The sequence below is a fragment of the Paenibacillus cucumis (ex Kampfer et al. 2016) genome (genome assembly GCF_019748695.1).
Classification (GTDB): Bacteria; Bacillota; Bacilli; order Paenibacillales; family Paenibacillaceae; genus Paenibacillus; species Paenibacillus polysaccharolyticus.
Window position 1 is genome coordinate 372,315 of the sequence record NZ_JACLIC010000007.1, and the last position, 25,415, is coordinate 397,729.

Annotated in this window: 24 protein-coding genes; 3 read left to right on the forward strand and 21 right to left on the reverse strand. The window is 47.0% G+C overall.

All coding sequences use genetic code 11. From position 1 onward, the window contains the following. Positions 1-79: 79 nt before the first annotated feature. The 14 genes from H7T88_RS04835 to cymR form a co-directional block, all read right to left on the reverse strand. Positions 80-1,408, reverse strand: a complete 1,329-nt coding sequence (locus H7T88_RS04835; protein ID WP_221787351.1) for a peptidase U32 family protein — start codon at positions 1,406-1,408, stop codon at positions 80-82. 17 nt (positions 1,409-1,425) lie between these two features. Continuing rightward, positions 1,426-2,355, reverse strand: coding sequence for a peptidase U32 family protein (locus H7T88_RS04840; RefSeq protein WP_221787353.1), 930 nt, complete (start codon positions 2,353-2,355; stop codon positions 1,426-1,428). Positions 2,356-2,369: 14 nt separating this feature from the next. After that, positions 2,370-3,410: an endolytic transglycosylase MltG gene (gene mltG / locus H7T88_RS04845; RefSeq protein WP_260510720.1), complete on the reverse strand. Its 1,041-nt coding sequence runs from the start codon at positions 3,408-3,410 to the stop codon at positions 2,370-2,372. Positions 3,411-3,485: 75 nt separating this feature from the next. After that, a complete protein-coding gene (locus tag H7T88_RS04850; protein ID WP_090915530.1) occupies positions 3,486-3,800 on the reverse strand; it encodes a DUF1292 domain-containing protein in 315 nt (104 codons plus the stop codon). After that, on the reverse strand, positions 3,801-4,100 hold the full coding sequence (locus H7T88_RS04855) for a DUF1292 domain-containing protein (RefSeq protein ID WP_090915532.1): 300 nt from the start codon (positions 4,098-4,100) through the stop codon (positions 3,801-3,803). A gap of 12 nt (positions 4,101-4,112) precedes the next feature. Continuing rightward, the gene (gene ruvX / locus H7T88_RS04860; protein WP_186809628.1) at positions 4,113-4,529 is read right to left on the reverse strand and encodes a Holliday junction resolvase RuvX; all 417 of its coding nucleotides are present in this window, start codon (positions 4,527-4,529) and stop codon (positions 4,113-4,115) included. 124 nt (positions 4,530-4,653) lie between these two features. Beyond that, positions 4,654-4,914, reverse strand: coding sequence for an IreB family regulatory phosphoprotein (locus H7T88_RS04865; protein ID WP_090915537.1), 261 nt, complete (start codon positions 4,912-4,914; stop codon positions 4,654-4,656). A gap of 129 nt (positions 4,915-5,043) precedes the next feature. Then, on the reverse strand, positions 5,044-7,665 hold the full coding sequence (gene alaS, locus H7T88_RS04870; protein ID WP_221787356.1) for an alanine--tRNA ligase: 2,622 nt from the start codon (positions 7,663-7,665) through the stop codon (positions 5,044-5,046). A 515-nt stretch (positions 7,666-8,180) separates the two neighbouring features. Next, the gene (locus H7T88_RS04875; RefSeq protein ID WP_090915541.1) at positions 8,181-9,248 is read right to left on the reverse strand and encodes an AI-2E family transporter; all 1,068 of its coding nucleotides are present in this window, start codon (positions 9,246-9,248) and stop codon (positions 8,181-8,183) included. Positions 9,249-9,589: 341 nt separating this feature from the next. Further along, positions 9,590-9,799, reverse strand: a complete 210-nt coding sequence (locus H7T88_RS04880) for a YrzR-like zinc ribbon domain (protein WP_090915543.1) — start codon at positions 9,797-9,799, stop codon at positions 9,590-9,592. A gap of 10 nt (positions 9,800-9,809) precedes the next feature. Further along, positions 9,810-10,331, reverse strand: coding sequence for a PRC-barrel domain-containing protein (locus H7T88_RS04885; RefSeq protein ID WP_090915545.1), 522 nt, complete (start codon positions 10,329-10,331; stop codon positions 9,810-9,812). A 164-nt stretch (positions 10,332-10,495) separates the two neighbouring features. Further along, entirely contained in the window at positions 10,496-11,647 is a 1,152-nt protein-coding gene (locus H7T88_RS04890) for a cysteine desulfurase family protein (protein WP_221787359.1), read from the reverse strand. Positions 11,648-11,956: 309 nt separating this feature from the next. After that, entirely contained in the window at positions 11,957-12,562 is a 606-nt protein-coding gene (locus H7T88_RS04895) for an acetylglutamate kinase (protein ID WP_221787362.1), read from the reverse strand. Positions 12,563-12,725: 163 nt separating this feature from the next. Continuing rightward, complete coding sequence (gene cymR, locus H7T88_RS04900; protein ID WP_090915550.1) at positions 12,726-13,145, reverse strand: cysteine metabolism transcriptional regulator CymR; 420 nt, start codon at positions 13,143-13,145, stop codon at positions 12,726-12,728. A 234-nt stretch (positions 13,146-13,379) separates the two neighbouring features. Between cymR and mnmA the strand changes: the two genes are divergently transcribed. After that, the gene (mnmA, locus tag H7T88_RS04905) at positions 13,380-14,504 is read left to right on the forward strand and encodes a tRNA 2-thiouridine(34) synthase MnmA (protein ID WP_154887523.1); all 1,125 of its coding nucleotides are present in this window, start codon (positions 13,380-13,382) and stop codon (positions 14,502-14,504) included. Between the two features lie 132 nt (positions 14,505-14,636). On the opposite strand, the gene crcB (H7T88_RS04910) is transcribed toward mnmA, so the two are convergent. From crcB (H7T88_RS04910) to H7T88_RS04925, 4 genes are all read right to left on the reverse strand, one after another. Next, complete coding sequence (gene crcB / locus H7T88_RS04910; protein ID WP_221787365.1) at positions 14,637-14,996, reverse strand: fluoride efflux transporter CrcB; 360 nt, start codon at positions 14,994-14,996, stop codon at positions 14,637-14,639. Then, positions 14,996-15,394, reverse strand: coding sequence for a fluoride efflux transporter CrcB (crcB, locus tag H7T88_RS04915; RefSeq protein WP_221787368.1), 399 nt, complete (start codon positions 15,392-15,394; stop codon positions 14,996-14,998). The genes crcB (H7T88_RS04910) and crcB (H7T88_RS04915) overlap by 1 nt, the downstream gene beginning before the upstream one ends. 2 nt (positions 15,395-15,396) lie before the next feature. Continuing rightward, a complete protein-coding gene (locus H7T88_RS04920) occupies positions 15,397-16,704 on the reverse strand; it encodes a replication-associated recombination protein A (protein WP_221787370.1) in 1,308 nt (435 codons plus the stop codon). Between the two features lie 90 nt (positions 16,705-16,794). Further along, entirely contained in the window at positions 16,795-17,646 is an 852-nt protein-coding gene (locus tag H7T88_RS04925) for a LysR family transcriptional regulator (protein ID WP_221787459.1), read from the reverse strand. 144 nt (positions 17,647-17,790) lie between these two features. On the opposite strand from H7T88_RS04925, the gene H7T88_RS04930 reads away from it, so the two are divergent. Beyond that, entirely contained in the window at positions 17,791-18,534 is a 744-nt protein-coding gene (locus H7T88_RS04930; protein WP_221787373.1) for an SDR family NAD(P)-dependent oxidoreductase, read from the forward strand. Further along, a complete protein-coding gene (locus tag H7T88_RS04935) occupies positions 18,531-19,469 on the forward strand; it encodes a DMT family transporter (protein ID WP_221787374.1) in 939 nt (312 codons plus the stop codon). Before H7T88_RS04930 ends, H7T88_RS04935 begins: the two co-directional genes overlap by 4 nt. 100 nt (positions 19,470-19,569) lie before the next feature. Here H7T88_RS04935 and H7T88_RS04940 read toward each other — a convergent pair whose 3' ends face one another. From H7T88_RS04940 to H7T88_RS04950, 3 genes are all read right to left on the reverse strand, one after another. Then, positions 19,570-21,756 carry a HelD family protein gene (locus H7T88_RS04940; protein ID WP_221787377.1) on the reverse strand — a complete coding sequence of 729 codons (2,187 nt, stop codon included), beginning with the start codon at positions 21,754-21,756 and terminating at the stop codon, positions 19,570-19,572. Between the two features lie 226 nt (positions 21,757-21,982). After that, positions 21,983-23,818: an ABC transporter ATP-binding protein gene (locus H7T88_RS04945; protein ID WP_221787380.1), complete on the reverse strand. Its 1,836-nt coding sequence runs from the start codon at positions 23,816-23,818 to the stop codon at positions 21,983-21,985. A 38-nt stretch (positions 23,819-23,856) separates the two neighbouring features. Next, the gene (locus H7T88_RS04950) at positions 23,857-25,155 is read right to left on the reverse strand and encodes an NCS2 family permease (protein ID WP_221787386.1); all 1,299 of its coding nucleotides are present in this window, start codon (positions 25,153-25,155) and stop codon (positions 23,857-23,859) included. Positions 25,156-25,415 lie beyond the last annotated feature (260 nt).

A 25,415-nucleotide genomic window follows, 5' to 3' on the forward strand; every position in this document is an offset into this window, starting at 1 on the left:
ACGGAGGTCTATTTCTGTAATTTATAACACAAATTTGCGATTCGTTAACATTATTTTGTTCCAAACTAGGAATATAAGCCTACTTCTTTTTCCGCATCATATCAAAATAAGAAACTGGCTGATCTACTTTCATTTTCACCAGTTGCAACGGATGTCTGGCAGCATCCAGAACATTGCCTTGTTCATCCTGAATTTCTCCTACCACTTGTTTGAAAAAAGTACCATTGGGGCCGAAGAACTCGATTTCATTTCCCGGCTTAAAGTGATTCCGCTGCTGAATGGTCGCCATGCCTGTTTCTTCATCATAACCCATAACCAGACCAGCAAAGTCGTAAGGCACTGCCTTCTCTTCCGGCTCATAGATATGATCTTCATGATCAGGGGTGTCGTAGAAGAAACCGGTATTCAGCGGACGATTCGCCGCCTTATTCATTTCTTCCACCCACTCCGGTTTCAATACATAATTTTCAGGATCAGCCATGTAAGCGTCAATGGCCTGACGATATACGTTCACAACAGTCGCAACGTAGTGAATCGACTTCATCCGTCCTTCGATTTTGAAGCTGTCCACACCCACATCAATCAATTCCGGGATATGACCGATCATGCACAAATCCTTCGAGCCCATGGAAAAGGAATTATCCTGTTCCTGGAACAGAGGTAACTGATTATCTCCCAGTTTAAACGGAGCAGGAGCCTGCATCTGCATTTCCTCTTCGCTTACCCAGACCGTATCTTCTCTCGCATCCTCGAACAGATCATACTTCCAGCGGCAAGACTGACAGCAGCCTCCACGGTTGGAGTCACGGTCTGTAAAGTGATTGGACAATACACAACGGCCCGAATAGGAAGAACACATCGCTCCGTGAATGAAGGCCTCAATCTCGATATCCACATTCGCCTTGATCTCTTCAATCTCTTCAAAGCTTGTCTCACGGCCAAGCACAACCCGCGGCAGTCCTTCGTCCTTCCAGAACTTCACGGCTTGCCAGTTCAATGTGGACTGTTGTGTGCTAAGATGCACTTCCAGGCCCGGTACTGCACGCAAAGCGACTTCAATGATGGCAGGATCGGCAACAATAACTGCAGAAATGCCTGCATCATACAGGTTCTGCAAGTATGCTTCAATGCCTGCCACATCTTCGTTATGGGCATAGATATTCGTTGCTACGAATACTTTGGCTCCATATTTTTTCGCAAACTCCACACCTTCACGCATTTCTTCAAAACTGAAGTTATCCGCATTCGAACGAAGTCCATAAGCCTGTCCACCGATATATACGGCGTCAGCCCCATAGTGAATCGCAAATTTTAATTTTTCCAGATTTCCCGCCGGAGCCAAGAGCTCCGGTTTATCCAGACGGTTACGTTTACCGGAAAACTTCCGTTTGACCGCCACTGTTTCCATCTTGTTCACCTCGTCTATTAATACACTTGTTCTTTATAGAAAAATCCAAATGACAATTCCCGTTCAGGGTCCTGAAGCTCACGAACCTCACGTAACCATTCTTCGTCGTATGCATAGGCATCTGCATCTGCTTCATACAGATCTATTGCTTTACGGTAAGCACGAACAACCGCTTCATTGTAAGCAAGAGATTTCAAAATCCCCTCTACCTTGAAACTGTGCACACCTGCTTCCATCATCAGATGAAGATCTTCAAGAATGCAGATGTCCTCTGAACTCATAATATGCGTTCCATTGATGTCCTCATAGATCGGAAACTTCTCATCCCGTCGCTCGGCTTCAATCAGGAACAATCCGCGTTCCTTGCCGAGATGCCCTTCCACTGGACGTCCTTGATGAGCCATGTAACTCTGAACCAGGCTGCGCTTGGAGTGATAAATATTGGTCATGCCATGAACCTGCACCTGCGCCTCCACTTTTAAAAATGGAACCATCTCCGTGATTTCGTCCATGTTCAACTCACGGGCAAGAACAACGCGGCTGGCCCCCTTGGTTCCCCAGTAGTTGGCCGTTGCATAGTTTGTAGACGTCATCTCTGCGTTCCAATGCAAATGAATATGCGGTGCATGTTCCTTGATCGCAGCCAGTACAGATGGATCATTGAACTCGACCGCGTGCACGCCAATTCGGCCTAACGCTTGCACATAGTCAGGCAATTCTTTTAATAATTCATTCGACATCAGGTTGTTCATAGAAACAATAACCCGAGCTTCGTGTTTGGTAGCCATAGCCACCACTTCTGCAGTTTCTTCCAGGCTAAAGTTACCTGGCAGACGCATGCCAAAGCGATCATCTCCAATTAATAAAGCGTCAGCTCCGGCTTGAAGCAATGCTTCTGCTTCTGATACATTTGCTGCTGTCACGAGCAGTTCATGTTTAGTACTCATCTAATCCCCTCCGCTTATTGCGCAGCCTTACTTTTGGCTATATTTTGCTGATGTTCCTTGTATGTCTTGGCAAACAGATGCCCTGAAGTTCCATCCTTTTTCGTCACATAAAACAGATATTCCGAAGCTTCCGGATTCAACGCTGCCTTGATGGAAGCAAGACTCGGACTGGCAATCGGGCCAGGTGGTAGACCCTTGTTTAAGTAAGTATTGTACGGACTCTGTACCTTCAGGTCTTTGAAAAACAGTCGCTCCTTCGGTCTATCGAGCAAATACTGCACAGTTGCATCAATTTCCAACTTCATATCCTTATTAATCCGATTGTAGATTACACCTGCAACCAGAGCACGTTCCTTATCCACCACAACTTCCTTCTCCACAAGTGACGCAATCGTCAGCAATTCATGCAAGGAGAGTTTCTTTTCCTGAAGCTTCGCTTCCAGATCCGGTATAGAATTGATTTTGGTCTCGAATTCTTCCAGCATTCTCTGCATAACATCATGGGTGGAACTTCCCTTTTTCAACTCGTACGTTTCCGGGAACAGATACCCCTCCAATGCGTAGCGAAGTTCTTCATCCACAGGAATTCCCTTGATGATATCCACATCAAAGGCCGAGGGATCGTTGGCCAGCTTGATGAATTCATCCCGATCAACAACATGTTCGTAAGCGAGCTTACCTGCCGTCTGCAAGACGGTATACCCTTCCGGGATCGTAAACTTCACCATTTCTTCGGGTACAACCTCGCCGCTACTCAGTTTATGAATAATCTCATCGTATGTTACACCTGGATTCATGGCGTATTTTCCAGCCATAAAATTACTACCCAGCTTATTCCACTTTAAATAACCTTTGAAAACGAGACTGTTTCGAATCAATCCTTCTTGCTGCAGTTGGTCCGCAATTTTGGAAATGCCCGATCCGCTCTTGATTTCAAATACAACAGGCTCGGAAGAAGCTTGTACCGGACGCATCATGCTCCATACATACCCGCCAGCCCCTCCGGCCAGAATTAATAGTATTAGAAGCAGAATACCTATGACTTTGCCTTTCAACAGAGACACAACTCCTTTACACAACCAAAAAGAGCGGACTTCTCCGCCCTTCCGGTTTTTTCAATTTGAAGCTGATTAATCTTCGTCAATCGGGAGTGTACATTCATCATATAGCTCTGAAATGCTCTCCCACTCATCGTCATCATCAATCGTAACTAACTCCGGCATGATCTGGTCTTCGCTGCCCGGAACAACTCGTAGCAGTTCAACCTCGTCATACGGACGCAATGAACTGCGGAGCACCGCGTATTGCTGCCCATGTACCTCAAACTCAGCGAGCAGTTCATACGGATGTGATTTACCGTTCTCTTCCTCGAGCTCCACATGAGCACCGAATGCCAGACGCAGCGAATCTGTCCATTTCAGGTCCTTGCGATTATATTCCGTCATTTAGTTCGCTTCCTCTTCATCTTCAGCAAGAAATGTATTAAAGGTCTCCTCGACGATATCCCACTCGGCATCATCTTGGATCACAAAAAGTTTGATATCATCGCCGTCTTCTTCATAACGGAATGCATAAACATCCGTCTCGCCATCTTCAGGTTCAACCGGAGCAACCATCATATACTTGGCCTCCGAACCGTCCACTTCGAATTTCATGATGACTTCGAATTCCTCTTCGTTACCCTCATCATCTGCAATGTAAATGATCTCAGCTTCTTCTTCCATACCCAGTTGATCTTCAGCCATTGTTGATCCCCCTCACCTTGTACTATTGGCATCCAAATAATTTTGCAAAATCAGGCTAGCGGCCATTTTGTCCACGACCTGTTTGCGTTTTTTGCGACTGACATCCGCTTCAATCAGCGTACGTTCTGCTGCCATCGTTGTCAGCCGTTCATCCCAAAGGTGAACAGGTAAATTCAGTTCGCCACGCAGACGTTCGGCAAAAGCAATACATATTTCACCGCGCGGTCCTACGGTGCCGTTCATGTTTTTGGGAAGTCCAACCACGATTTCACTGATCTCGTGCTCACGCACCAACTCAGCAATCCGTGTGAACTCACCTTCATCCCGGCGGCGTTCAAGCACTTCCAATCCCTGGGCAGTCCAACCGAAGGCGTCACTGACAGCAACTCCGATTCTGCGGTCCCCATAGTCCAAACCTAATTTTTTCATCATGCTCTCCCATCCTGAGCCTGTTCAGAACGATATGCATTCGTCTGTGCAGACTTCAGTCTGTCTTCTGTCGGTTCATTATCCGTTTGCCTACACGGCTGCAGACAAACGGAAGTGGCGTATATTACCGGTGATTGGCCAGATAGGAACGAACAAGCTCTTCAATCAGCTCGTCGCGCTCCTTTTTCCGGACCAGACTGCGTGCGTTGTTGTGACGCGGAATATACGCGGGGTCGCCGGATATCAGATATCCAACGATCTGGTTAATGGGATTATACTCTTTATCGACCAGCGCGTCATATACCGTGAGAAGAATCTCTTGTGAAGATGCCTCCTGTTCGTCACCTTTCACATTAAATTTAACCGTCTTATCCATGGAGTCCATTGATGACACCTCGCTCCTGCATGAACATGGGGACCATGTCCTGCCGAATTGATTTCTGTTTATATAATAACATATTCTGACTGCCACAAGTACACAAAGGATAAGGCAATTGTGTTTTTTGCTTGTCCTTTACTGGCTGACGATGGAAATCGCCAGTTTCAGTGCTTCATCCAGCTTACTTGCGTCCTTGCCTCCGGCCTGAGCCATATCCGGACGTCCGCCGCCGCCGCCGCCGCATACTGCAGCAACTTCCTTCACAATCTTACCGGCATGCAGACCTTGTTTCACCTGCTCAGCAGGTACTGCGACTACAAAATTCACTTTGCCATCCGCCGGCGCACCGAGTACAAGAACGGCATCTGGCAGTTTTACTTTCAGCTCATCCGCGACGGTACGAAGTGCATCCATATTCGGTGCATCTACACGAGCGGCCAGCAATTGGGTATTACCTGCTTGTACCACTTGATCCGTCAACTGTCCTGCTTCCATCGCGCTGAGTTTGCTTTGCAGCGATTCAGTCTCTCTCGCAGCTTCTTTCAGTTGTTGATTCAGACCTTCAATCCGCTTCGGCACATCCGCTACATTCGCCTTAAGAAGGTTTGCGGACTGTTTGAGCAGTTCCAGCTGGCTTTCCACATACAAATATGCACCACGGCCTGTCACAGCTTCAATCCGGCGTACACCGGAGCCGATTCCACTTTCGCTGACCAGTTTGAAAATTCCAATCTCTGAAGTATTATTTACGTGACAGCCGCCACAAAGTTCCAAACTGTAATCTCCAATTTGCACGACGCGCACGATATCTCCGTATTTTTCGCCGAAAAGAGCCATAGCTCCCATTTCCTTCGCTTCATCGATTCCTTTCAACTCAATGTTTACATTCAGACGATTCCAGATCTGCTCATTCACTTGACGTTCAATCTCTGTCAACTCTTCTGGCGTAATGCTGCCGAAGTGAGAGAAGTCAAAACGCAGACGCTGCGGTTCCACCAAGGAACCAGCCTGATTAACATGCGTACCCAGCACATCTTTTAATGCTTTGTGCAGCAAGTGTGTTGCCGTATGGTTTTTAATGATATCGCCGCGTTTGGTTGCATCCACTTCTGCTTGAATAACATCACCCACACGAAGCTCACCGGACTCAATCGTCACCACATGCACATGCTGCCCTTGCGGAGCTTTGAACAGACCTTGAACCTTTGCTACAGCACTTGCACCGCGAAGCAGGCCTTGGTCACTGACTTGACCGCCACTTTCTGCATAAAATGGAGTTTGATCCAGAATAACCTGAGCAGTCTGTCCTTCTCCTACAGAGTCTGCAAGAACATCTCCGGTAACAATAGCTACCACTTTTGCTTCCGTCAAAAGGTCAGTATATCCAACAAACTCGCTTTTAACCTCCAGGTCAGCCAGCGGTCCACCTTGAATCTTCATGCTTTCGTTCTCTTGACGCCCTGCACGCGCACGATCACGTTGCTCCTGCATGGATGCATCGAAGCCCTCACGATCTACGGTCAGACCATGTTCAGACGCATAATCCTCAGTCAGGTCAAACGGGAATCCGTACGTATCGTATAGTTTGAATGCTTCTGGTCCGCTAATCACTGTACGTCCTTCGGCTTTGGCTGCAGCACTGATATCTGCCAGAATGGAAAGTCCGTCTGACAACGTTTCGTGGAAACGTTCTTCCTCGGTTTTGATCACTTTGGCAATAAATTCTTGCTTCTCTACCACTTCAGGATAGTACATGCCCATCACTTCACCAACAGTCGTTGTTAGCTCATACAGGAACGGACGATCCAGGCCCAATACTTTACCGTAACGAACAGCACGACGCAGCAAACGGCGAATGACATATCCGCGGCCTTCATTGCTTGGCAATACGCCATCACCTACAGCAAATGCCACGGTACGGATATGATCGGCAATGACTTTGAGCGCAACATCAATCTCAACGCTATCATTATATTTAACGCCTGCCAGTGCAGCCGTTTTCTGAATCATCGGTTGGAACAGATCGGTGTCAAAGTTGGAATCTACATTTTGCAGAATGGAAGCAAAACGCTCCAGACCCGCACCTGTATCAATATTTTTGTTCGGTAGCGGTGTATAGCTACCGTCTTTGTTATGGTTAAATTGCGAGAATACAAGGTTCCACACTTCCAGATAACGCTCGTTCTCTCCACCTGGGTACATTTCAGGATCGTTCATATCGTTGCCGTAAGCTTCCCCACGGTCATAGAAGATTTCAGTACAAGGTCCACATGGGCCTTCGCCGATATCCCAGAAGTTTTCGTCTAACTTGATGATGCGTTCAGCTGGCAATCCGATTTTTTCATTCCACAGCTTGAAGGCTTCTTCATCTTCCGGGTATACGGTAACAGACAAACGTTCCGGATCGAATCCGATCCACTCTTTGCTCGTTAAGAACTCCCAAGCCCAAGTCACTGTTTCTTCCTTGAAGTAATCACCGATGGAGAAGTTACCGAGCATTTCAAAGAACGTATGGTGACGACGCGTTTTGCCGACATTCTCGATATCGTTGGTACGGATACATTTTTGTGAGTTTGCAAGACGTGGGTTCTCCGGCTTCTCCCGTCCGTCAAAGTAAGGTTTCAGCGGTGCCATACCTGCATTAATCCACAACAGGGAAGGATCGTTGTGTGGTACAAGCGACGCGCTTGGTTCAATTTTGTGACCTTTACTTGCAAAAAACTGGATCCATTTGGATCGGATTTCACTAGCTTTCATACTGGTTGCCCCCATCAAATTATAAGTTCCGCAGCGAGATCGCCCCGGTTGGTTAACAGATTGTTTGTACGTTTTCCATAAAATAAACACAAAAAACGCCCCTGAATGATCAGGGACGATGTTATCGCGGTACCACCCTGGTTATTGTTCTTCTTCCCTTATTGAAAGGATTCAACTCCCGTCATTAAAAAGGGTTCATCTCCCGTCATTGGAAGGATAAAACGAACAATCGCCTCGTTCATGCGAGTAACGGTCGCGCCCGGCAGGGTTGTCCTGCACTCCGAAATCAGCTTTCTGCCGCTTCAACTTTCAAGACTCTCCCAGCCAGCGAACTCAGAACATGTCTGAATTCGAAGAAGTCTTTTCTCTGAGGAAAGGAACCCTCGGCATACTTCATTTCATCATCGATTTTAATTTAGTAAACATACACCCTCATTATATCGATAGAGTTACCCAGTGTCAACGCGCCTTCTGAGGCGATTCCAGATGATTTCCTGTCTCACTCGGCCATTTGATCACTCGGTTCTCCGCTTGATGTAATAGGCGAAGAAGTGTTGCACGATGACCTTCAACACGGCAAAGACCGGTACTGCCAAAATCAGACCGACGATCCCCGCCAGTTCTCCACCGACCAGAAGCGCAAAAATAATGGATAATGGATGCAAGTGTAGCGTTCGTCCAACCACCTGCGGGGAAACTACATTGCTCTCTAGCACTTGGCAGAGTGTGTTCACCGCGATGACCAGTAGTACCATTTTGAAAGAAACCGTTGAAGCCATCACCACTGCAGGTGCCGCCCCCAGAAAAGGACCCAGATACGGCACGATGTTGAATACCGCCACAATACTTGCCAGAAGCAGAGCATAAGGCATATCGATCACGATATATCCGATATAGGCAAAGATCCCCACAATCACACAGACGATAAATTGTCCCCGGATATAATTGCCGAGTGCGGTGTCGATCTCTTTCATCACGGAAACAATGGCTTTACGGCGAGAACGAGGCAGATAAGCCACTACTGTGCGTTCAAATACATCAAAATCTTTTAACATATAAAAAATCAGAAACGGCACAATAAATACGTTAAACAGCACATTAATCGTCGCTCCGATATTGTCCATTAGCACGGTGATTCCTTGCGTAAGTCGGTCTTCCATCTGAAAAAACCAGCTGTTCATGCCTGTGCGTATGCTTGGCGGCATTAATTTGTGATCCATATTGTTCATCAGGTTTTGCGCCCGCATGGACAATTCCGGCATATGTTCATTTAACTCTTCCAGCTGTTCAATCAGCACAGGGATGACATTCATTAAGATGACTCCAATGCAGGTCAGAAAAAAAGCATAGATTAACAGAACCGCAATGGAACGTGGAACTTTGCGTCCACCAAGCATGCTCACAATCGGATTAAGCACATAAGATATGATCAGTGCAACGATGAATGGGGCCAGTACCGTTTTCAAAAATCCATAGATATGTAATAATAACGGCCGTAACAGCCAGATAAAATATAGAATGATTAATCCGAGCAAGAGCCAGATCGCGTAACGAAACATTTTATTTTTGGTTAGTTGCTCCACTTCGATTCTCCCCTTTGGACTGCCTCTACAGTTCAGTATATGGACTGGCTCTGAAAGTCAGTATATGTAGGAGAGGGAATTTTTATTAACTCCGTGCAGATGTGGTAAATGAGAAGAGGAAGGGAATAAGAATATGTTCTGTGTTCATCATTGCATAACAAAAAAACGCTCTCCTCTAAAAAAGAGGAAAGCGAATTTTATGAATCAGTGCCTCATATAATCAACCATATGCTTCCTGACCACTATGTAACTACATCTATATCCATCTGCCGCCAGATTGCGACATCATTAAATGACATGTATTGTCATGAAACCGCATATAGAGGAAGTTAAACCGCGTATTAAGAAGAAGCGTGAATATGTGGGAAGTCTTGTGGCAACTCTTCTCCGAAGAACAAATCATCCAGAGAGCTTAAAGTGCCGTCCTCTTCCACCTGATACACAGACATTTTCTCACCGTTTACCGTTAACTCAATAAAGCATCCCCAGCAATAAAACTGATGGGAGCCAATTTTTCCGATATCTTTCGAACTACAATTTGGACATTTCATATTCATTCACCTATCCATTAACAGAATGAATGGCATTTTCCAAGCGCTGTTCACTCAGTGGCGGTACCATAATGGCACTTTCTCCGATTGACATATCACTTGTACATGGCAGCCATTTACGGCCCTCGATCAGATCGGACACAAAACCGTCCGTAATTTCAATCCCTATTATTGTATTTCCCAACTCTTGGTCAAAATAAACATCAGAGACACGTCCAAGCAGCAAACCTTCTTCGGTGAGCACGGACATCTCCTTCAATTTAGAACGACCAAGGAGGTATGTGTATTTTATGTCGTCGGCCCCCGTCTTGCGGACAGCCTGTTGATTACGGATCATGACGGCATCTTCGCCATAGGCAACAATATCTTCCCATTGCACCATTTTGACATGATTGGTAAACAGGCCCTTATTCTCAAGTTCAATGCCTTCAATCTCCCAATCATCATTCACAATGAAATCCTGGATTTTACCGACCTGCTTCCCGTCCTCAACATCAAAAACGGCAAGTCCGATCATTTCCTGAAGCTTCATCGCTGGGTCCCCCTCATCTTCTTCACATTGTATAGGCGCGGCGCTATTGCTAGGTATGCCCAAAGTTGATGAGTGGCAATCAGACGCCGATCATCAAACCGCTACTATTCAACCGATGAAAATGGAACTCCTTCCCTCCTTCTGTTCCATGTGTAAAGAACCCCTTAAGGTTTATTACGTAGCCGTTGAAGAATGGTTCCAATTTTTTCGGCGGTTGTGATGATTTCTTTTGTAGTATTACCCAAACCCCAGCTAAATCGAATCGCAGACTGTAAAAATGCTTCTGGCAAGTTCATCGCTTTGAGTACGTGGGATACTTCCAGGGAACCAGAAGTACAAGCTGAACCACTTGCTACAGCGATGCCCTCCATATCCAGATTCATCAGCATCGTTTCAGTAGATACCTCGGGGAAGCTGATATTGAGAATATTGGGAAGCGTATAATCATGATGTCCGTTGACATGAAAATGTTCTGTCCCTACATGAATGGCAAGCTGATCAAGCAATGTTTTTTTTAATTCCAGTGCATGCTGCAGGTGCTCCTCTGCATTCTCGGTAATGATCTTTAACGCCTCTGCAAAACCTGCAATCCCCGCAATGTTCTCTGTACCTGCACGACGTTGTCGTTCCTGTAAGCCACCATGTGATCTGGCTTCCAATGTTACACCACGTCTAACATACAGTGCACCCACACCCTGCGGTCCGTTAATCTTGTGCGCAGAGAAGCTAATCAGATCTACAGGCAAGTCTCTACAGGAAATCGGCTGGCTGCCCAGTGCTTGAACCGCATCTGTATGAAATAAAATATCATGCTGACGCGCGAGTTCACCAACCTCACGAATCGGCTGAATCGTGCCTACTTCGTTGTTGGCATACATCATTGTGATCAGCACGGTGTCAGGTCTGATGGCTTCACGCAGTTCCTCCAGCTTGATGCGCCCAGACTCGTCCACAGACAGATAGGTCACATCGTATCCCTGCCGCTCAAGTTCTTGACATGAGTGCAGTACAGCATGATGTTCAATCTCCGTCGTAATCACATGTTTGCCTTGATCTGCTCTGGCAGCAACCGCCCCAAAAATCGCCAGATTGTCGCTCTCTGTCCCGCCACCTGTAAATACAAGCTCGTCCGGTTTACATCCCAAAGATGCCGCGATACTGTCTCTTGCTCCACTGACCGTGCGTTTGGCTTCACGTCCAAAGGCATGAATGCTGGATGGATTACCATATTGACCTGTCATCACATTCATCATCGCTTCTGCGACGCGTGGATGCATAGGTGTCGATGCGGCGTGATCTAAATATATACGATTCATCGATATCACCCCGTTAGTTATTGGATTTCGTTTTTATGATCTTAACACTGTTAAAGGCAGGCTTTGATCTCTGTTGGCATGGCTAAAGCCCCCATTACGGGGGCTTCTATGTTATCTTCTAGATGATCAACTTCATTCCTTAATTTCTTCCTAAATGTAGCGCATCTTTAGATTTAATTGCCGCTATTCTTTCGTGAGCGCATATTATATTCTACCACTTTTTTTCAACTAAAGTAACCTATTTTCATTCATGAATGTTATGAGTCACACGCAGAATTGGTGATGATCCTATACGTTCTATATGTCTTGTTAATATTGAAATACGGAAGGAAATTGTTGGACAATTCCACTTGTCATCATATCAGCCATCCCCAAAGCCTGTGGCTCAATAGAATCACTTAATTCAACATTCCTTACGTAATCTTTCGCAATGCGACTGCCGACCTCTTCCGTAAGAAGACGTAAATGCTCATACATCATCCTTTGCCATTCCACTTTTGACCAATATGGATTAATTTGCGCCAAAAAAGTAGCAATTTCATCAGCATTGGCATACCAACGTTTCTGGGCATCTGCTGCTGCTGTACTATTGCCTGACTTCAAGTCAGTAACAAGTTCTGCGGCAATCGTTAAATGTTCTCTAAGCAGTTTTTCAAATTGACCGGCAATAGCAGTCCCATAGATCGGTGCAAGTACCTGAGCAAAATCACTTGGATTTCTTAACAGTCTTGCGGTTGTAGGTTGGACGTCACCAAGTCCATCAACGATACTATTCACGGTTAATCTCGTCCAGAACACATGCTGTTCCCATAGTGATCTGAGTTTCCTGTTCAAATCTACGCTAGCTGTTGTGCACTGCAAGGAATCCGTTTTCCGAAAAGTTGGATAATAATAGGTCGGAACATAATTAAACATCACCGTCAACTCCTTTTTACAACAATATATAGGGAACAGCCTACATTGGTGCAACCCAATCAGATGTTGATCAAAATCGGGAGTCGGAACAAAAAAACAACCTCACTGCTATCAACAGTAAAGTTGTTTTTTTGCTGGCGTTGATTGAAACACTATAAGGAAACTAAATATAAAACATGTACGAATCTTTCTTTTCCTGATCCTCAAAAGTAATCAAGTCTTTCAACGTTGTTGAATCCAGCACTTCTGCAATGCCATCACGGATGCGTAGCCACAAATCACGCTTAGCCGGGTCATCTTCTTCCGTAAAGTCTACTGGCGAGATCGGTCCCTCCAGTACACGAATGACATCCCCTGCGGTCACCGTTGCAGGATCACCTGCCAGAATGTAACCGCCATATGCACCGCGGATACTCTTAACAAGGCCAGCATTACGCAGTGGCGCAATCAGTTGCTCCAGATAATGTTCAGAGAGCTGGTTGCGCTCAGCAATGCTTTTCAAAGATGTTGGACCTTCGCCGGTTCTTGCGGCCAGCTCCATCATGATTGTGAGGCCGTAACGGCCTTTTGTCGATATTTTCAAAGGAGTCACCTCTTTCAATTTTCAAAAAAATACATCTAATCCTCCGTATTCCGATCATAACCCTCAAGTAATGTTAACATATCTGCATGCGTTATGGAAAAGAAAGATTGACGATATTGCAAAATGTGCGTCTGGAGTGGACACTATCCAAAGTTGGCCGGGTGTATCGTAAGTTCGGTCGGGTTATGCTAGAATAGTAACGAAACACATTTATATATAGAAATGGTGATAACGATGTCCAAAGCAAATGAAAATACACGGGTCGTCGTTGGCATGTCCGGAGGTGTGGATTCATCGGTTACCGCATTGCTTCTGAAAGAGCAAGGTTACGATGTCATCGGCATTTTCATGAAAAACTGGGATGATACGGACGAGTTCGGCCATTGCACCGCTGAAGAAGATTCAGAGGATGTGCGCCGGGTGTGCGAACAGATCGGCATTCCGTACTACACTGTCAACTTCGAGAAAGAATACTTTGATAAAGTATTTACCTATTTCCTTGATGAATATAAGTCGGGTCGTACGCCGAACCCGGATGTCATGTGTAATCGTGAGATCAAATTCGGTGAGTTCCTGAACAAAGCGCTGGATCTCGGCGCAGATTATGTAGCTACTGGCCATTATGCGCGCCTCATTGAAGAGGACGGCACGTTCAAATTGTTGCGCGGTGTGGACAACAACAAAGATCAGACTTACTTCCTGAATGCTCTTAATCAAAAGCAGCTCTCCAAAGCCATGTTCCCGATTGGTCACCTGCCTAAACCGGAAGTGCGCAAAATTGCTGAAGCTGCCGGTCTGTACACAGCCAAGAAAAAAGATAGCACAGGTGTATGCTTTATCGGCGAACGCAATTTCAAGGAGTTCCTGAGCAACTATCTTCCAGCCAAAGGCGGAGACATGGTTGATATCGTAACGGGTGAAGTCAAAGGCCGTCACGACGGTCTGATGTATTACACGCTGGGTCAACGTCAAGGACTTGGTATTGGCGGTTCCGGCAACGGCGAGCCTTGGTTTGTCGCCGATAAAAACCTGGAGAAAAATCAATTGCTTGTGGTGCAGGGCGACGCTCATGCCAGCTTGTACTCTACAGGTCTGACGGCTACAGGCGTAAACTGGATTGCAGGTGCAGAGCGCACACCGAATGTGCCTTTCCGCTGCACAGCCAAGTTCCGTTATCGTCAACCGGACCAAGGCGTTACATTGACCTGGCAGAAGGACGGCAGTGTGGATGTACAGTTTGATCAACAGCAAAAAGCGATTACGCCAGGACAAGCCGTTGTTTTCTACGACGGAGAGGTTTGCCTTGGCGGTGGTACGATTGATCAGGTACAGAAGGTCCCTGTACCGGCGATGCAATAACAGGACTTACTCATCACTTGAGAGTGGTGAAGTCAATTCCCTGTATTCCTACAAAAAAAGCCGTCTTTCATGTAATACCATGAAGGATGGCTTTTTTCCTGCTTTTTTTGCAAAAAAATTTAAATATTTAACTTATGCAGTGAGCCAAACTCCTGCCAGACAACCTAATATCCCCACCACCACTGAACTTACCACGTAAATAACGGCTCTGGCTTGTCGCTGTTGCCCCATTAACGTTAATGTTTCATACCCAAAGGTAGAGAACGTGGTGTACGCTCCGCAGAAGCCAGTTCCCCATACTACCCACATTACGTCTGGCAAACTTCCTGCTTGATGCCCGCCGTACAACATTCCCAAAATAATAGAACCGCTGATATTAATTACCCACGTTCCCCAGGGAAAGGCGGTTCCCACTCTACCTGAGATGAATTTTCCCAGGCTGTAACGGAGCAACGCGCCAAACACACCTGCTAGTCCAATCCAGATCATCATCAGGCATCACCCTCTCTGGAGGGGACACTTAGCATTCGCTTGCCCATCTTGATACCAAGGGCGCAGAGCACCAGTCCTGCCACTACACTCAAAAGGAGATAAGCCGCTGCTTTCAACCATTCTCCACCCTCCGTTAAACGAACGAAGTCCAGTGTGAATGTGGAAAAAGTCGTGAAGGCTCCAGTAAATCCTGTGCCAATGGCGAGGCGAAGCTGTGGTGTTATTTTCTCAGGAATAGCGATAGTAAAAAAAAAGCCCAAAAACAGGCTGCCGATCGCATTGATCAACAGCACTGCCCATGGAAAACCTGTATTGGCCGAGGGGAGCATCAGTTGAATGGTGTATCTGGTTAATGTGCCCAGAAACCCGCCAGCTCCGATATATGCTAACTCTTTCATCTCTACAGCTCCCTGCGCCGCTGTTGGTTCAGCCTGATCTTCGACTCATTCCCCTGCTCTGTCGCCTCATAAAAAACTCTTCGAGATAGTTGTTTTGGCAGATACTCCTGTTTCACATAATGTCCCGGGTAGTTATGAGGATACTGGTATCCTTCATGTCCCAGCTTGGCAGCACCTGAGTAATGCGTATCCCTCAAATGCAGCGGTACTTCGGCCGACTTCACCTCATCAATGGCGCTCATCGCTTTGGATATCGCAGTATATACCGCATTGGACTTCGGACTTTCCACCGCAAACAATATGGCTTGCGCAATATTTAGCTTGGCCTCCGGCCAGCCGTTATTTCGGTACGCATCAAGCGCCCCAATGGCTTGGGTCATCGCCTGTGGATTCGCCAGCCCAATGTCCTCACTACTTGCTGCAATCAGGCGCCGGATGAACGTCATGGGGTCCATGCCCAGTTTCTCCACCGCATATAGAAACCAGAACAGTGCCGCATCACTCGAACCACGAATGCTTTTGTGAAAAGCGGATAATACGTCATACTGCGTGGACTCGTCTGCCTTGACAATGGGACGACGGATCGACTCTTCCGCGACAGCCAGCGTGATGTGAACCGTTCCATCCTGCTCAGGCGGTGTCGTTAGAGCGGCAAGCTCCAGAGCATTCAGGGCACGGCGAATATCACCATTCGCCATCGTAGCAATGTGTGCCAGCGCTTCATCATCGGCTTTCAGTTCCATAAACCCAAGGCCTTTATCCGCATCGCTTAGCGCTCTGCGCATCGCAATCAGGGAATGCTCCTTATTTAAGGATTCCAGTTGAAAAAGGGTGGATCGACTCATCAAGGCTCCGTTTACATAATGGAAGGGGTTTTCCGTCGTTGCCCCGATAAAAATGATCGTGCCCTTCTCCACCGCTGGTAGCAGTGCATCTTGACGCGAACTGTTAAAACGATGTACCTCATCGAGGAAGAGAATCGTTTTGGTTCCGTAGAGCTGTTTGTTCGTCTGTGCCTGCTCAATGACTTCTCGTACATCCTTCACAGAGGCATCCACAGCATTCAGTCGCACGAATTGTCCTTGAGTGTGCTGCGAGATGATGTGAGCAAGCGTGGTCTTACCACATCCTGGCGGGCCGTATAGTAGAATGGATGAGATCTGATCCGCCTCAATAGCCCGGCGTAGAAGTTTTCCAGGGCCGATGATCTGTTCCTGTCCAATATATTCATCCAGATGCTGGGGCCGCATGCGGTCTGCAAGCAATCTGGCCTGTGGTTGTGTATCCTGTTGAAACGAAAATAAATCCATGGTTTTATCACTTCCTTAACGGATTGCCAATCTGATATTCAGTTATTAACGTGATCAAAATGTTAAAATGAATCTCCACTCGCTATCATATCATTCCTGCGGAAGCATCGCCATAAATGCCCCAAGCGCACTGCTGACAAACGCATCCTTACGAGTAATAAATCTTGTCATCATACGGTTCATGCCAACCGGAAGAGCATATTTACGCAGCAAACCACTTTTGATCTGCTGGTGAATGACGATTTCAGGTAATAGAGAGATGCCCATTCCAGAGGCAACGCCACTGATAATCGCCTCGAGCGTCCCAAATTCCATAATAACAGGCCTGTGAACACCACTCAGAAGCATCCAGTCCTCCAAAATTTTACGGTAAGAGCACCCCATACTGTAAACCAATATCGGCTTTCGGATCAGTTCCTCCTCTGGCAGACTTGGAGACGATATAACAAAAAGTTCTTCATCAAATACATCCACAGATTTAATATCAGGATGGTCGCAAGAACAACCAATAAATGCGCCTTCCAATTCATACCCGATAACCTGGTCAATAAGCATTTGTGAATGACCTGTAGCCAGCGCTAGTGAAACTTCCGGGTACTGGCTGTAATATGTTGCAAGAAGACGTGGCAACCTTACCGCCGCGGCTGTCTGTATGGAACCAATTTGCAAAGGGCCAGACGGTGTATTGGTAGCCTGGAGCGCTTTGGATGCATCATTCAACAGACCAATGATTTTATCAGCGTAAGTTAATAACGTCTCTCCCGCTGGAGACAACGTCATTCCCCGATTGTGACGGATAAATAAAGGTGTGCCTACTTCAGCTTCCAGATGCCTGATGCGTGCCGTAACGTTGGATTGAACGTACCCCAGCTTGGCTGCAGCTCTGGTCAGATTTCCTTCCTGTGCAACACATTGAAATATTCGAAGATCCCCGCTCTCCATCATGCCTCCGCTCTGACATCATTCAAAATGATATCCAGTTCATTTGTAATCATTATACTCTCTTGCCAGAGCGTACTACAATGATGACATATTCATCTGTTGTTCGAAATTCAATGGTTGAAAACAAAAGAAGGAGTGTTCGAAATGACATACTGGACCAATAGAGTGGTTTTAATTACAGGCGGAGGAACAGGTATAGGCCGCGCGGTCAGTACCTTGCTGGCTGAACGCGGTGCACGGGTCGTATTGAACTATTCTCGATCACAGCAGGCCGCAGAAGAAACCGTTCAGCATATCCTAAATCAAGGCGGGCAAGCATTTTCCATTCAGGGGAATATTGCAAATGATAAAGAGGTTCGCCAAATGGTCGCAAAAGTAACCGAAATCCATGGCCCCATCACCGACCTTGTAAATAATGCGGGCATGACCCATCATATCCCCCTCAGCGATCTGGAAGCTGTCACAGATGATATCTGGAACGAACTGATGGATGTGAATGTGAAAGGTATGTTTCATTGTGCTCGTGCCGTAACCCAAGGAATGAAGCAGGCCGGTGGAGGTGCCATTGTAAATATGGGCAGTATTGCCGGCAGCACCGGTTCGGGTTCATCTCTTCCATACGCCGTATCCAAAGCAGCAGTACATGGTCTGACTTTATCTCTAGCCCATGCCCTCTCCCCGCTCATACGTGTAAATGCCATCATTCCTGGAGCTGTCTCCACACGTTGGTGGGCTGGCAATGAGGAACGAATGCACCAACTCGGTGGACAATTGTTACTACAGCAAATCGCTCAGCCAAAGGACATCGCCCACATGGTCTGCGCTGCTCTTGAACAGCGATCCATGACAGGACAACTTATTACTGTCGATGGAGGACAGACATTATGAGCGCAACAATTCATAATCCGGCTAGAGCGAAACGCGTACCAGCTTCCTTAAAACCAGTCAAATACGTCGTATTGATTATCGTGACAACGCTCATTATGGGAACTTCTTTTCCTGTAGGTAAAATAGGACTCAGTTACGCACCACCTTTTCTATTGATGGGCTTGCGGTACATCCTTGCTGGTGGTTTGATGGCCCTAGCCCTGCGTAAGCACCCCTTACCGAGGGGATGGCGAGCCTGGGATAAAATCATGCTCATCGGTTTGTTTCAATCCGCCGGGGTGATGGGTTGCGCCTATTACAGCATGAACTGGATTTCATCCGGTGAATCGGCCATTATTACATTTACGAATCCATTGATCGTCATTGTTCTCAGTGCGCTACTATATAACCTGAGATATCGATTAAGCCAGTGGATTGGCGTAATTGTTGGGTTTGTCGGCATTTTGTTTACCTTTGGATGGCATATGAGCTTCACCCCGGGGACCTGGATCGGTTTTGGCGGAGCAATTTCATTTGCCGTATCCACACTCCTGATTAAGCGCTGGGGCGTTGATTATGACACTTTCGTGCTTACCGCTTATCAAATGCTCGCCGGAGGTGTAGCATTGCTTCTGCTAAGTGTATGGACGGAGCAGCCTCATTTTACAATAACTCCAGTCTCCCTCCTATCGTTGTTATATCTAACGCTGATTTGTTCCATCATGCAGTTTTCCCTCTGGTTTTATCTGTTACAGAACAGTGATCCCGCCCAGACCAGCAGCTACCTGTTTCTCGCACCGTTCTTCGGCGTTCTTTCAAGCTGGATTTTGTTGAATGAAGAGGTTCAATGGTTTGTCGGGGCTGGAGGAGTACTAATCGGGGTGGGCATCTATCTGGTGAACCGCCGTTCAGCTAAGAAAAAACAAGACGTATCTCCCTCTGTAACCTCAGGATAAGAATACTGCCTTCATCTTCCTAAGCAAAAAAGGCATGACGCAGAACAACCTGCGTCATGCCTCTATATCTATAGAGCTTAGTACTGTGTGATCTATTTATCTATGAAACAGTCTCATCAGGCCAGCCTTGAATCGTAACCTGTTCACCTTCAGGATTATGCGTTGCCGCGGCATACGCCGGCATGTTTCCGTCGTGGAATAACCACAATTCATGCAGAGCCCGTGTACAGCCGACATAGAGCAACTTCGCATCACCCGCGCCAGGATAATAGTGCTCCTGATCAACATCAGCGACGATAACTGCATCGAATTCAAGCCCTTTGGACAGATACACAGGCAAAATCGAATGTCCACCGCTGTACTGCTTTTTACCACCGTCAATCAGGTTCAAATCCCAGCCCGTCGCCTGAAGCTCACGATGGAGTTCTTCGGCTTCATGCAATGTTCGCGTCAGGATGGACACCGTCCGATAATCTTTCGAGGTAAGCATCTTCAGTGCCCGCTCTAAACTCCCCGTCCGTCCTTCACTCCCGTATGCAAGCGTACGCACCGGATCCCCACTCCGGAACACGGGAATCGCCGTAATCCCACTCTTCACACCCTGCTCCAGGATGGTATTGGCATAATCAATAATCTCCATCGTGGAACGATAGCTTCGGGTCAAGGCAAAATATGCATTTTGTTCTTCCGGGAACAACGAACTCATCTCTTCCCACGCATGAACACCACGGTACTCATGAATACCTTGGGACAAGTCCCCCAAAATAGTGAAGGAATGTCCTTTCACAAACTGATCCAGCAGCGCAACATGAAACGGAGAGAAGTCCTGGGCTTCGTCAATGACAACGTGGTCAAAACGCTCCGCTCCTTCAATATCATGCACCAGCGTATGGATATAGACCAGTGCCGGCAGGTCCTCTTCTCGAATGACATCTTTCTTCAAATCTGCACCGGTTTGTTTCATGATTGCTTTGGGTATCAAGTTGCTTAGCTCAGCAGGTACAGCCCCGCCTTTCACTGCCTTGAACAGCTGTTTGTACAACGTCAGCGGATTGTATTCAGGCCACTTTTTGGCATAGGATTTCTCCCGCGTTGCTGCCTTTTTCTTATGTTCTTTACGCACCGTTTCTGGCATAGGCTTTTTCAATTCCATCTCGATCCAGCGGTGAACCCGTGCCATGACCCGCTCTTTACGTTTAGCCAACGGATAATGTTTGTACTCCGTTCCAAACCAGTTATCGATCTCCTGTTTACTGAGCACCGCACCGTCCCATGGACTGAAATCACCATCCGGCACAGATGCTTCTTCCATCCCAGACAACCACTCCCGGATCAGTTCCATGAAACGAATCGAGCCTTTGTAACGTCCAGGGACATCATCGTTCAGTTCAGGCCGAGTAGCAGGGGTTTCGAACCACGTCTGCAACGTCTCTGACGCATCTGCAAGTGGCATTTCCAGCCCTAGCAGATTCATCGCCCAATCGGGAAAGGTTTGCTGCTGAATGTCTCCTACACCGAGCTCTGGCAACACATCCGAGATATAATCGAGGAACATATGGTTGGGTGCAAAAATAACCATTTTCTCCGCCGATACCTGCTCCTTGTACTGATACAGCAAAAAAGCAAGGCGATGCAGGGCCACTGTGGTTTTCCCTGATCCGGCGACCCCCTGAATAATCAATGCGGTGTTTCTCGCCGCCCGAATGATCTGATCCTGCTCGGCCTGGATCGTGGATACGATGTCCCGTAGTTTATTGTCCTTGTTTTCACCAAGACGGTACACAAGGAATTCATCGGATACGGCAGGTTGGTCGCTATCCCGGTTATACGTATCTGCCACACGTTCCAGTATGCGCTGACGGATCACCACATTTCGTTTCAGATACACCAGACCTTCAATCAGTCCTTCAGGGGCTTCATACGTTGCGGAGGCTTCTCCTCCGGTAAAAGAGTAAAACAGGCTCGCGACAGGAGCGCGCCAATCGATGACAAGCGGGTGCTCACCGATCTCTTCGCGGTCTACGCCGATTTTGCCAATATACAGCGGTTTCCGTTCACCACTGCCCTGCTCTTCGAAATCCAAGCGTCCGAAATAGGGTTGTTGCGCGCTCTTGGACAAGGCATTCCGGCGTTCTTCACGTCCGGATTCCAGCACTTGTTCCGTGAAATCGTGACCGGTATACACCGGAAAGTTCCGCAGCCGTGTAAGCTGACGATCCACTTCTTCCATCGTTCGCGCTAACCTGTACTCTTCTTCTTGATAGGCACTTTGAAAGCTGTCTGACATGTTTCAGTTACCTCCTAAGAATATATGTTTGCTCTGCATCGCTGTAGATCGCGCAATACAAAAGGATACCCAATATATCACAAAGGGCAACTGAAAGCCATATCCATTTTCCATATGAACAAATCAAACCATGAAGTCCTTGCCAAAAAAAGAAGGACTCTGCTGAATGGTACCTTCACAGGTATCGCAGAAATCCTTCATTCCTCATCCCTTTATTTGTCGAGCGCTACTCTTTGTTTTGTATTTCCCCATTGCTGCTTGTACTACCTTCTCCATCCTGTGCCACAAATTGCTTTTGTGCAAGCTCCCGATATACGGGATGTGTGTTGATTAATTCTGCGTGAGTTCCCGTTCCAGTCACATGACCATGTTCTAATACTACAATCTGATCTGAATCCACTACAGTGGACAATCGATGTGCAATGACAATGGTAGTTCTGCCCTCCATCAGATTGGATAACGCCTGTTGAACTTCGTACTCGGATGTACTGTCCAGACTGGAGGTGGCTTCATCCAGCATCAGAATATCCGGGCTACGCAGCAACGCACGGGCTATGGCGATCCGTTGACGCTGGCCCCCCGATAACTTCATTCCGCGTTCACCCACTTCAGTGTCAAAGCCTTGTGGCAGTTTGTCGATAAAGTCAGCCGAATAAGCCATCTCCGCGGCTCTTCTGATCTCATGCATCGTTACTTCACGATTGAGACCATACGTGATATTATCCTTAATCGTACCTGCCATCAGCGGACTTTCTTGTGATACATACCCAATTTTGCTACGCCAGGAAGCGAGCGAATACGTTGTTATCTCTTCTCCCCCATACGAAATGTGACCCGAATCAGGCAAGTAAAACTGCTCCAGCAAGGAGAACAGCGTAGACTTACCACTTCCGCTCGGACCCACAATGGCTGTTACTTTGCGAGTAGGCACCGTTAGATTAATGCCATGCAACACTTCTTCGCCTGTAACATAAGAGAAATGCACATCGTGAAACGCAATCGTTTCATTGCCCTGGGGAGCCAGCTTTGTGTTATGATCCGGTTCTTCCTCGTCCGCAAGAATCGCCTGGATGCGTTCGGTAGCACCTACGACTTTTTGCAAACGTGAATACAGCGTTGTGAACTGTCCCATAGGCATTATAACTTGGAAAAGTAGCAGAATGAACGCAACCAGTTCCCCCGGCGACAATATCCCCGAAGCAACCCGCATCCCTCCGACACCGAGAATAACGACGAGCACAGCCGTCATAACAAAAGTAAACAAGGGGCCAATCAACGCCAGAATGCGTGCTTCCTGTAATCCAAAAGCAAACATTTTACGAATGCGGGAATCTCCCGCCTCCGATTCCTGCTTCTCGGTTCCATATGCTTTGACCAAACGAATTTCACTAATCACCTGACTGAGCACCGACGTCAGTCCAGCCATCTCATCCTGCTGTTTTTTGGAGATTTTGTACATTTTTCTGCCCACAGGCAACAAGATCAGCATGGTCAGCGGCACCAGGCTTAGAATGATGAGTGACATCACCCAATCCAGATAAAAGAGCAGTGCAACCCCACCGATTACCGCAACGATGTTAGAAACAAATGATACGAGATAATCCGCAATTAATGTCATAATCTGACTGGTGTCATTGGTGATGCGGCTCATTGTATCCCCCGTACGATTGCGGTCGAAGTATGGCATACGGAGGGAAAGTACCTTGTTCCACAGCTTGGTGCGGAGCGTCGCCACGACACGTTGCCCGGCATAATTCAACATATAGATGCTAATTCCTGAAGCAATGGCTTGGATCACAAACGCCCCAAGTAGCAGAAAAATCACCGATTTATTTAGAGCTGATGTCGTCAGTCCGTCAATGAGACCTTTGGTCATCAAAGGAACGATAAGTCCAGCCGTCGTTTGAATCAATGTCAAGATGAGGGCGACGGTCAGGATCAATTTTGGCGGATTTGTGGAAGCAATCAGTCTAACAAAATCCTTGAATCCTTTTGTTCCGACTTTCGGTTTATTCGACTCCGAGTGTTGCTGTTGCTGTTCTTGCATTCCCTGTTCTTCCATCCATCTTCCTCCCGTTCTCTATCTCATCACTTTTTGTTTTACAAAATACCATGCAATACAAAGTTCGCCAGGAACAGAATCGAAATGCCATACATAACGACAGGCACTTCTTTTCCTTTTCCAGCGGCCAGTTTGGCCAGCGGGTACGCGATAAAGCCAAAGGCCATTCCATCCACAATGCTATATGTAAAAGGAATCATGACCATGATCAGAAACGCCGGAAATGCTTCGGTAAAATCGCTGAAATCCATATCTCTGACACCCTGTACCATCAAACCACCGATGATGATCAAAATAGGGGCAATCGCACTGTCGGGAATATACCCGAGCAGCGGAATGAAGAAAAAGGTCGCGCCGAACAGTACAGCTGTTACCAGCGGAGTCAAACCCGTACGGCCACCTGCCGCGATGCCCGCTGTAGTCTCCGCTGCCGCTACCGGCGGACTGCTACCCAAGATACCAGCCAGCACCGTGCTAACCGACAGTGCACGCAGACTGCCCTTGAAACGTTCCGGACGACCAATCATATTCGTTTGCGCGGTGATGAGCCCGATATTTTCAAACACAACTATTAATAACAGCAGAAAAACAGCAATCCAGAATGCAATATCCGCCAGTTTCATCAGAGATAATTCACCAAACAGACCGCCATATTGCCGCAGTGCTTCTATGGCAGATACCGCTTCACCGGGATGTACCGCTCCGAGCACATAAGCAAGTCCTGTCCCAATTAAAATGCTGATGAGCAAACCGCCTTGCACATTTCGAATAAATAAAATAACGGCGAGCACAAGTGTTACACATGCCGTAATGACATTGGGATCATTGAAGTGCCCGATGGCAACAAAGGTTGTCTGATGAGCAATCACAATGCTGCTCTTTTGCAATCCGATAAAGGTTAGAAACAATCCAATTCCAACCGTGATGCCATGCTGCAGATTTTTTGGAATCGCTTCGCTGATCATTTTATATAACGACGTAAAGGCAACGACAGCAAACAAAGCACCAGTTACAGCCACTACAGCCAGTGCTTCCTGCCAAGTCAGTTTCATCGAGTGCACAAGCGTGTATGTGAAAAATGCGTTAATTCCCATGCCGGGCACTACAACAATCGGTGATTTACCCCCAAAAGCCATCAGTAAACATCCTACAATGGATGTGAGCAATGTACCTACCATGGCCGCCTGCAACGGCATCCCCGCATCGGAAAGAATCTTGGCATTCACCATCACAATATAAACGACCGCAAAATAGGATATGGCGCCAGCCACAATTTCCTTCTTCCACTGATCTTCTGGTTCCATGCCCAGTTGTCTGGACAACCACCCGTGTTTCATTTGTTCTGTTCCCCTCTCACTTTTTATAAATTCAACTAAAGAATGTTTACACTTGCCACTCCGATGACAGAACAACCTTCCGATCGCTGTTATCCCCAGATTTTTTGCATTCCCTTATCTAAAGGGAAAATCCGGTGATAGCGTATGCTTCCGATGTAGCTTTCTTTCAGAAAGCTTATAGGCGAACACTTCGCTTCTCCAGCTTTTTTCTGTCCTCTCCGTTCTAGTATAAAAAGTTAAGTTGAGCCTATATGCTGCAA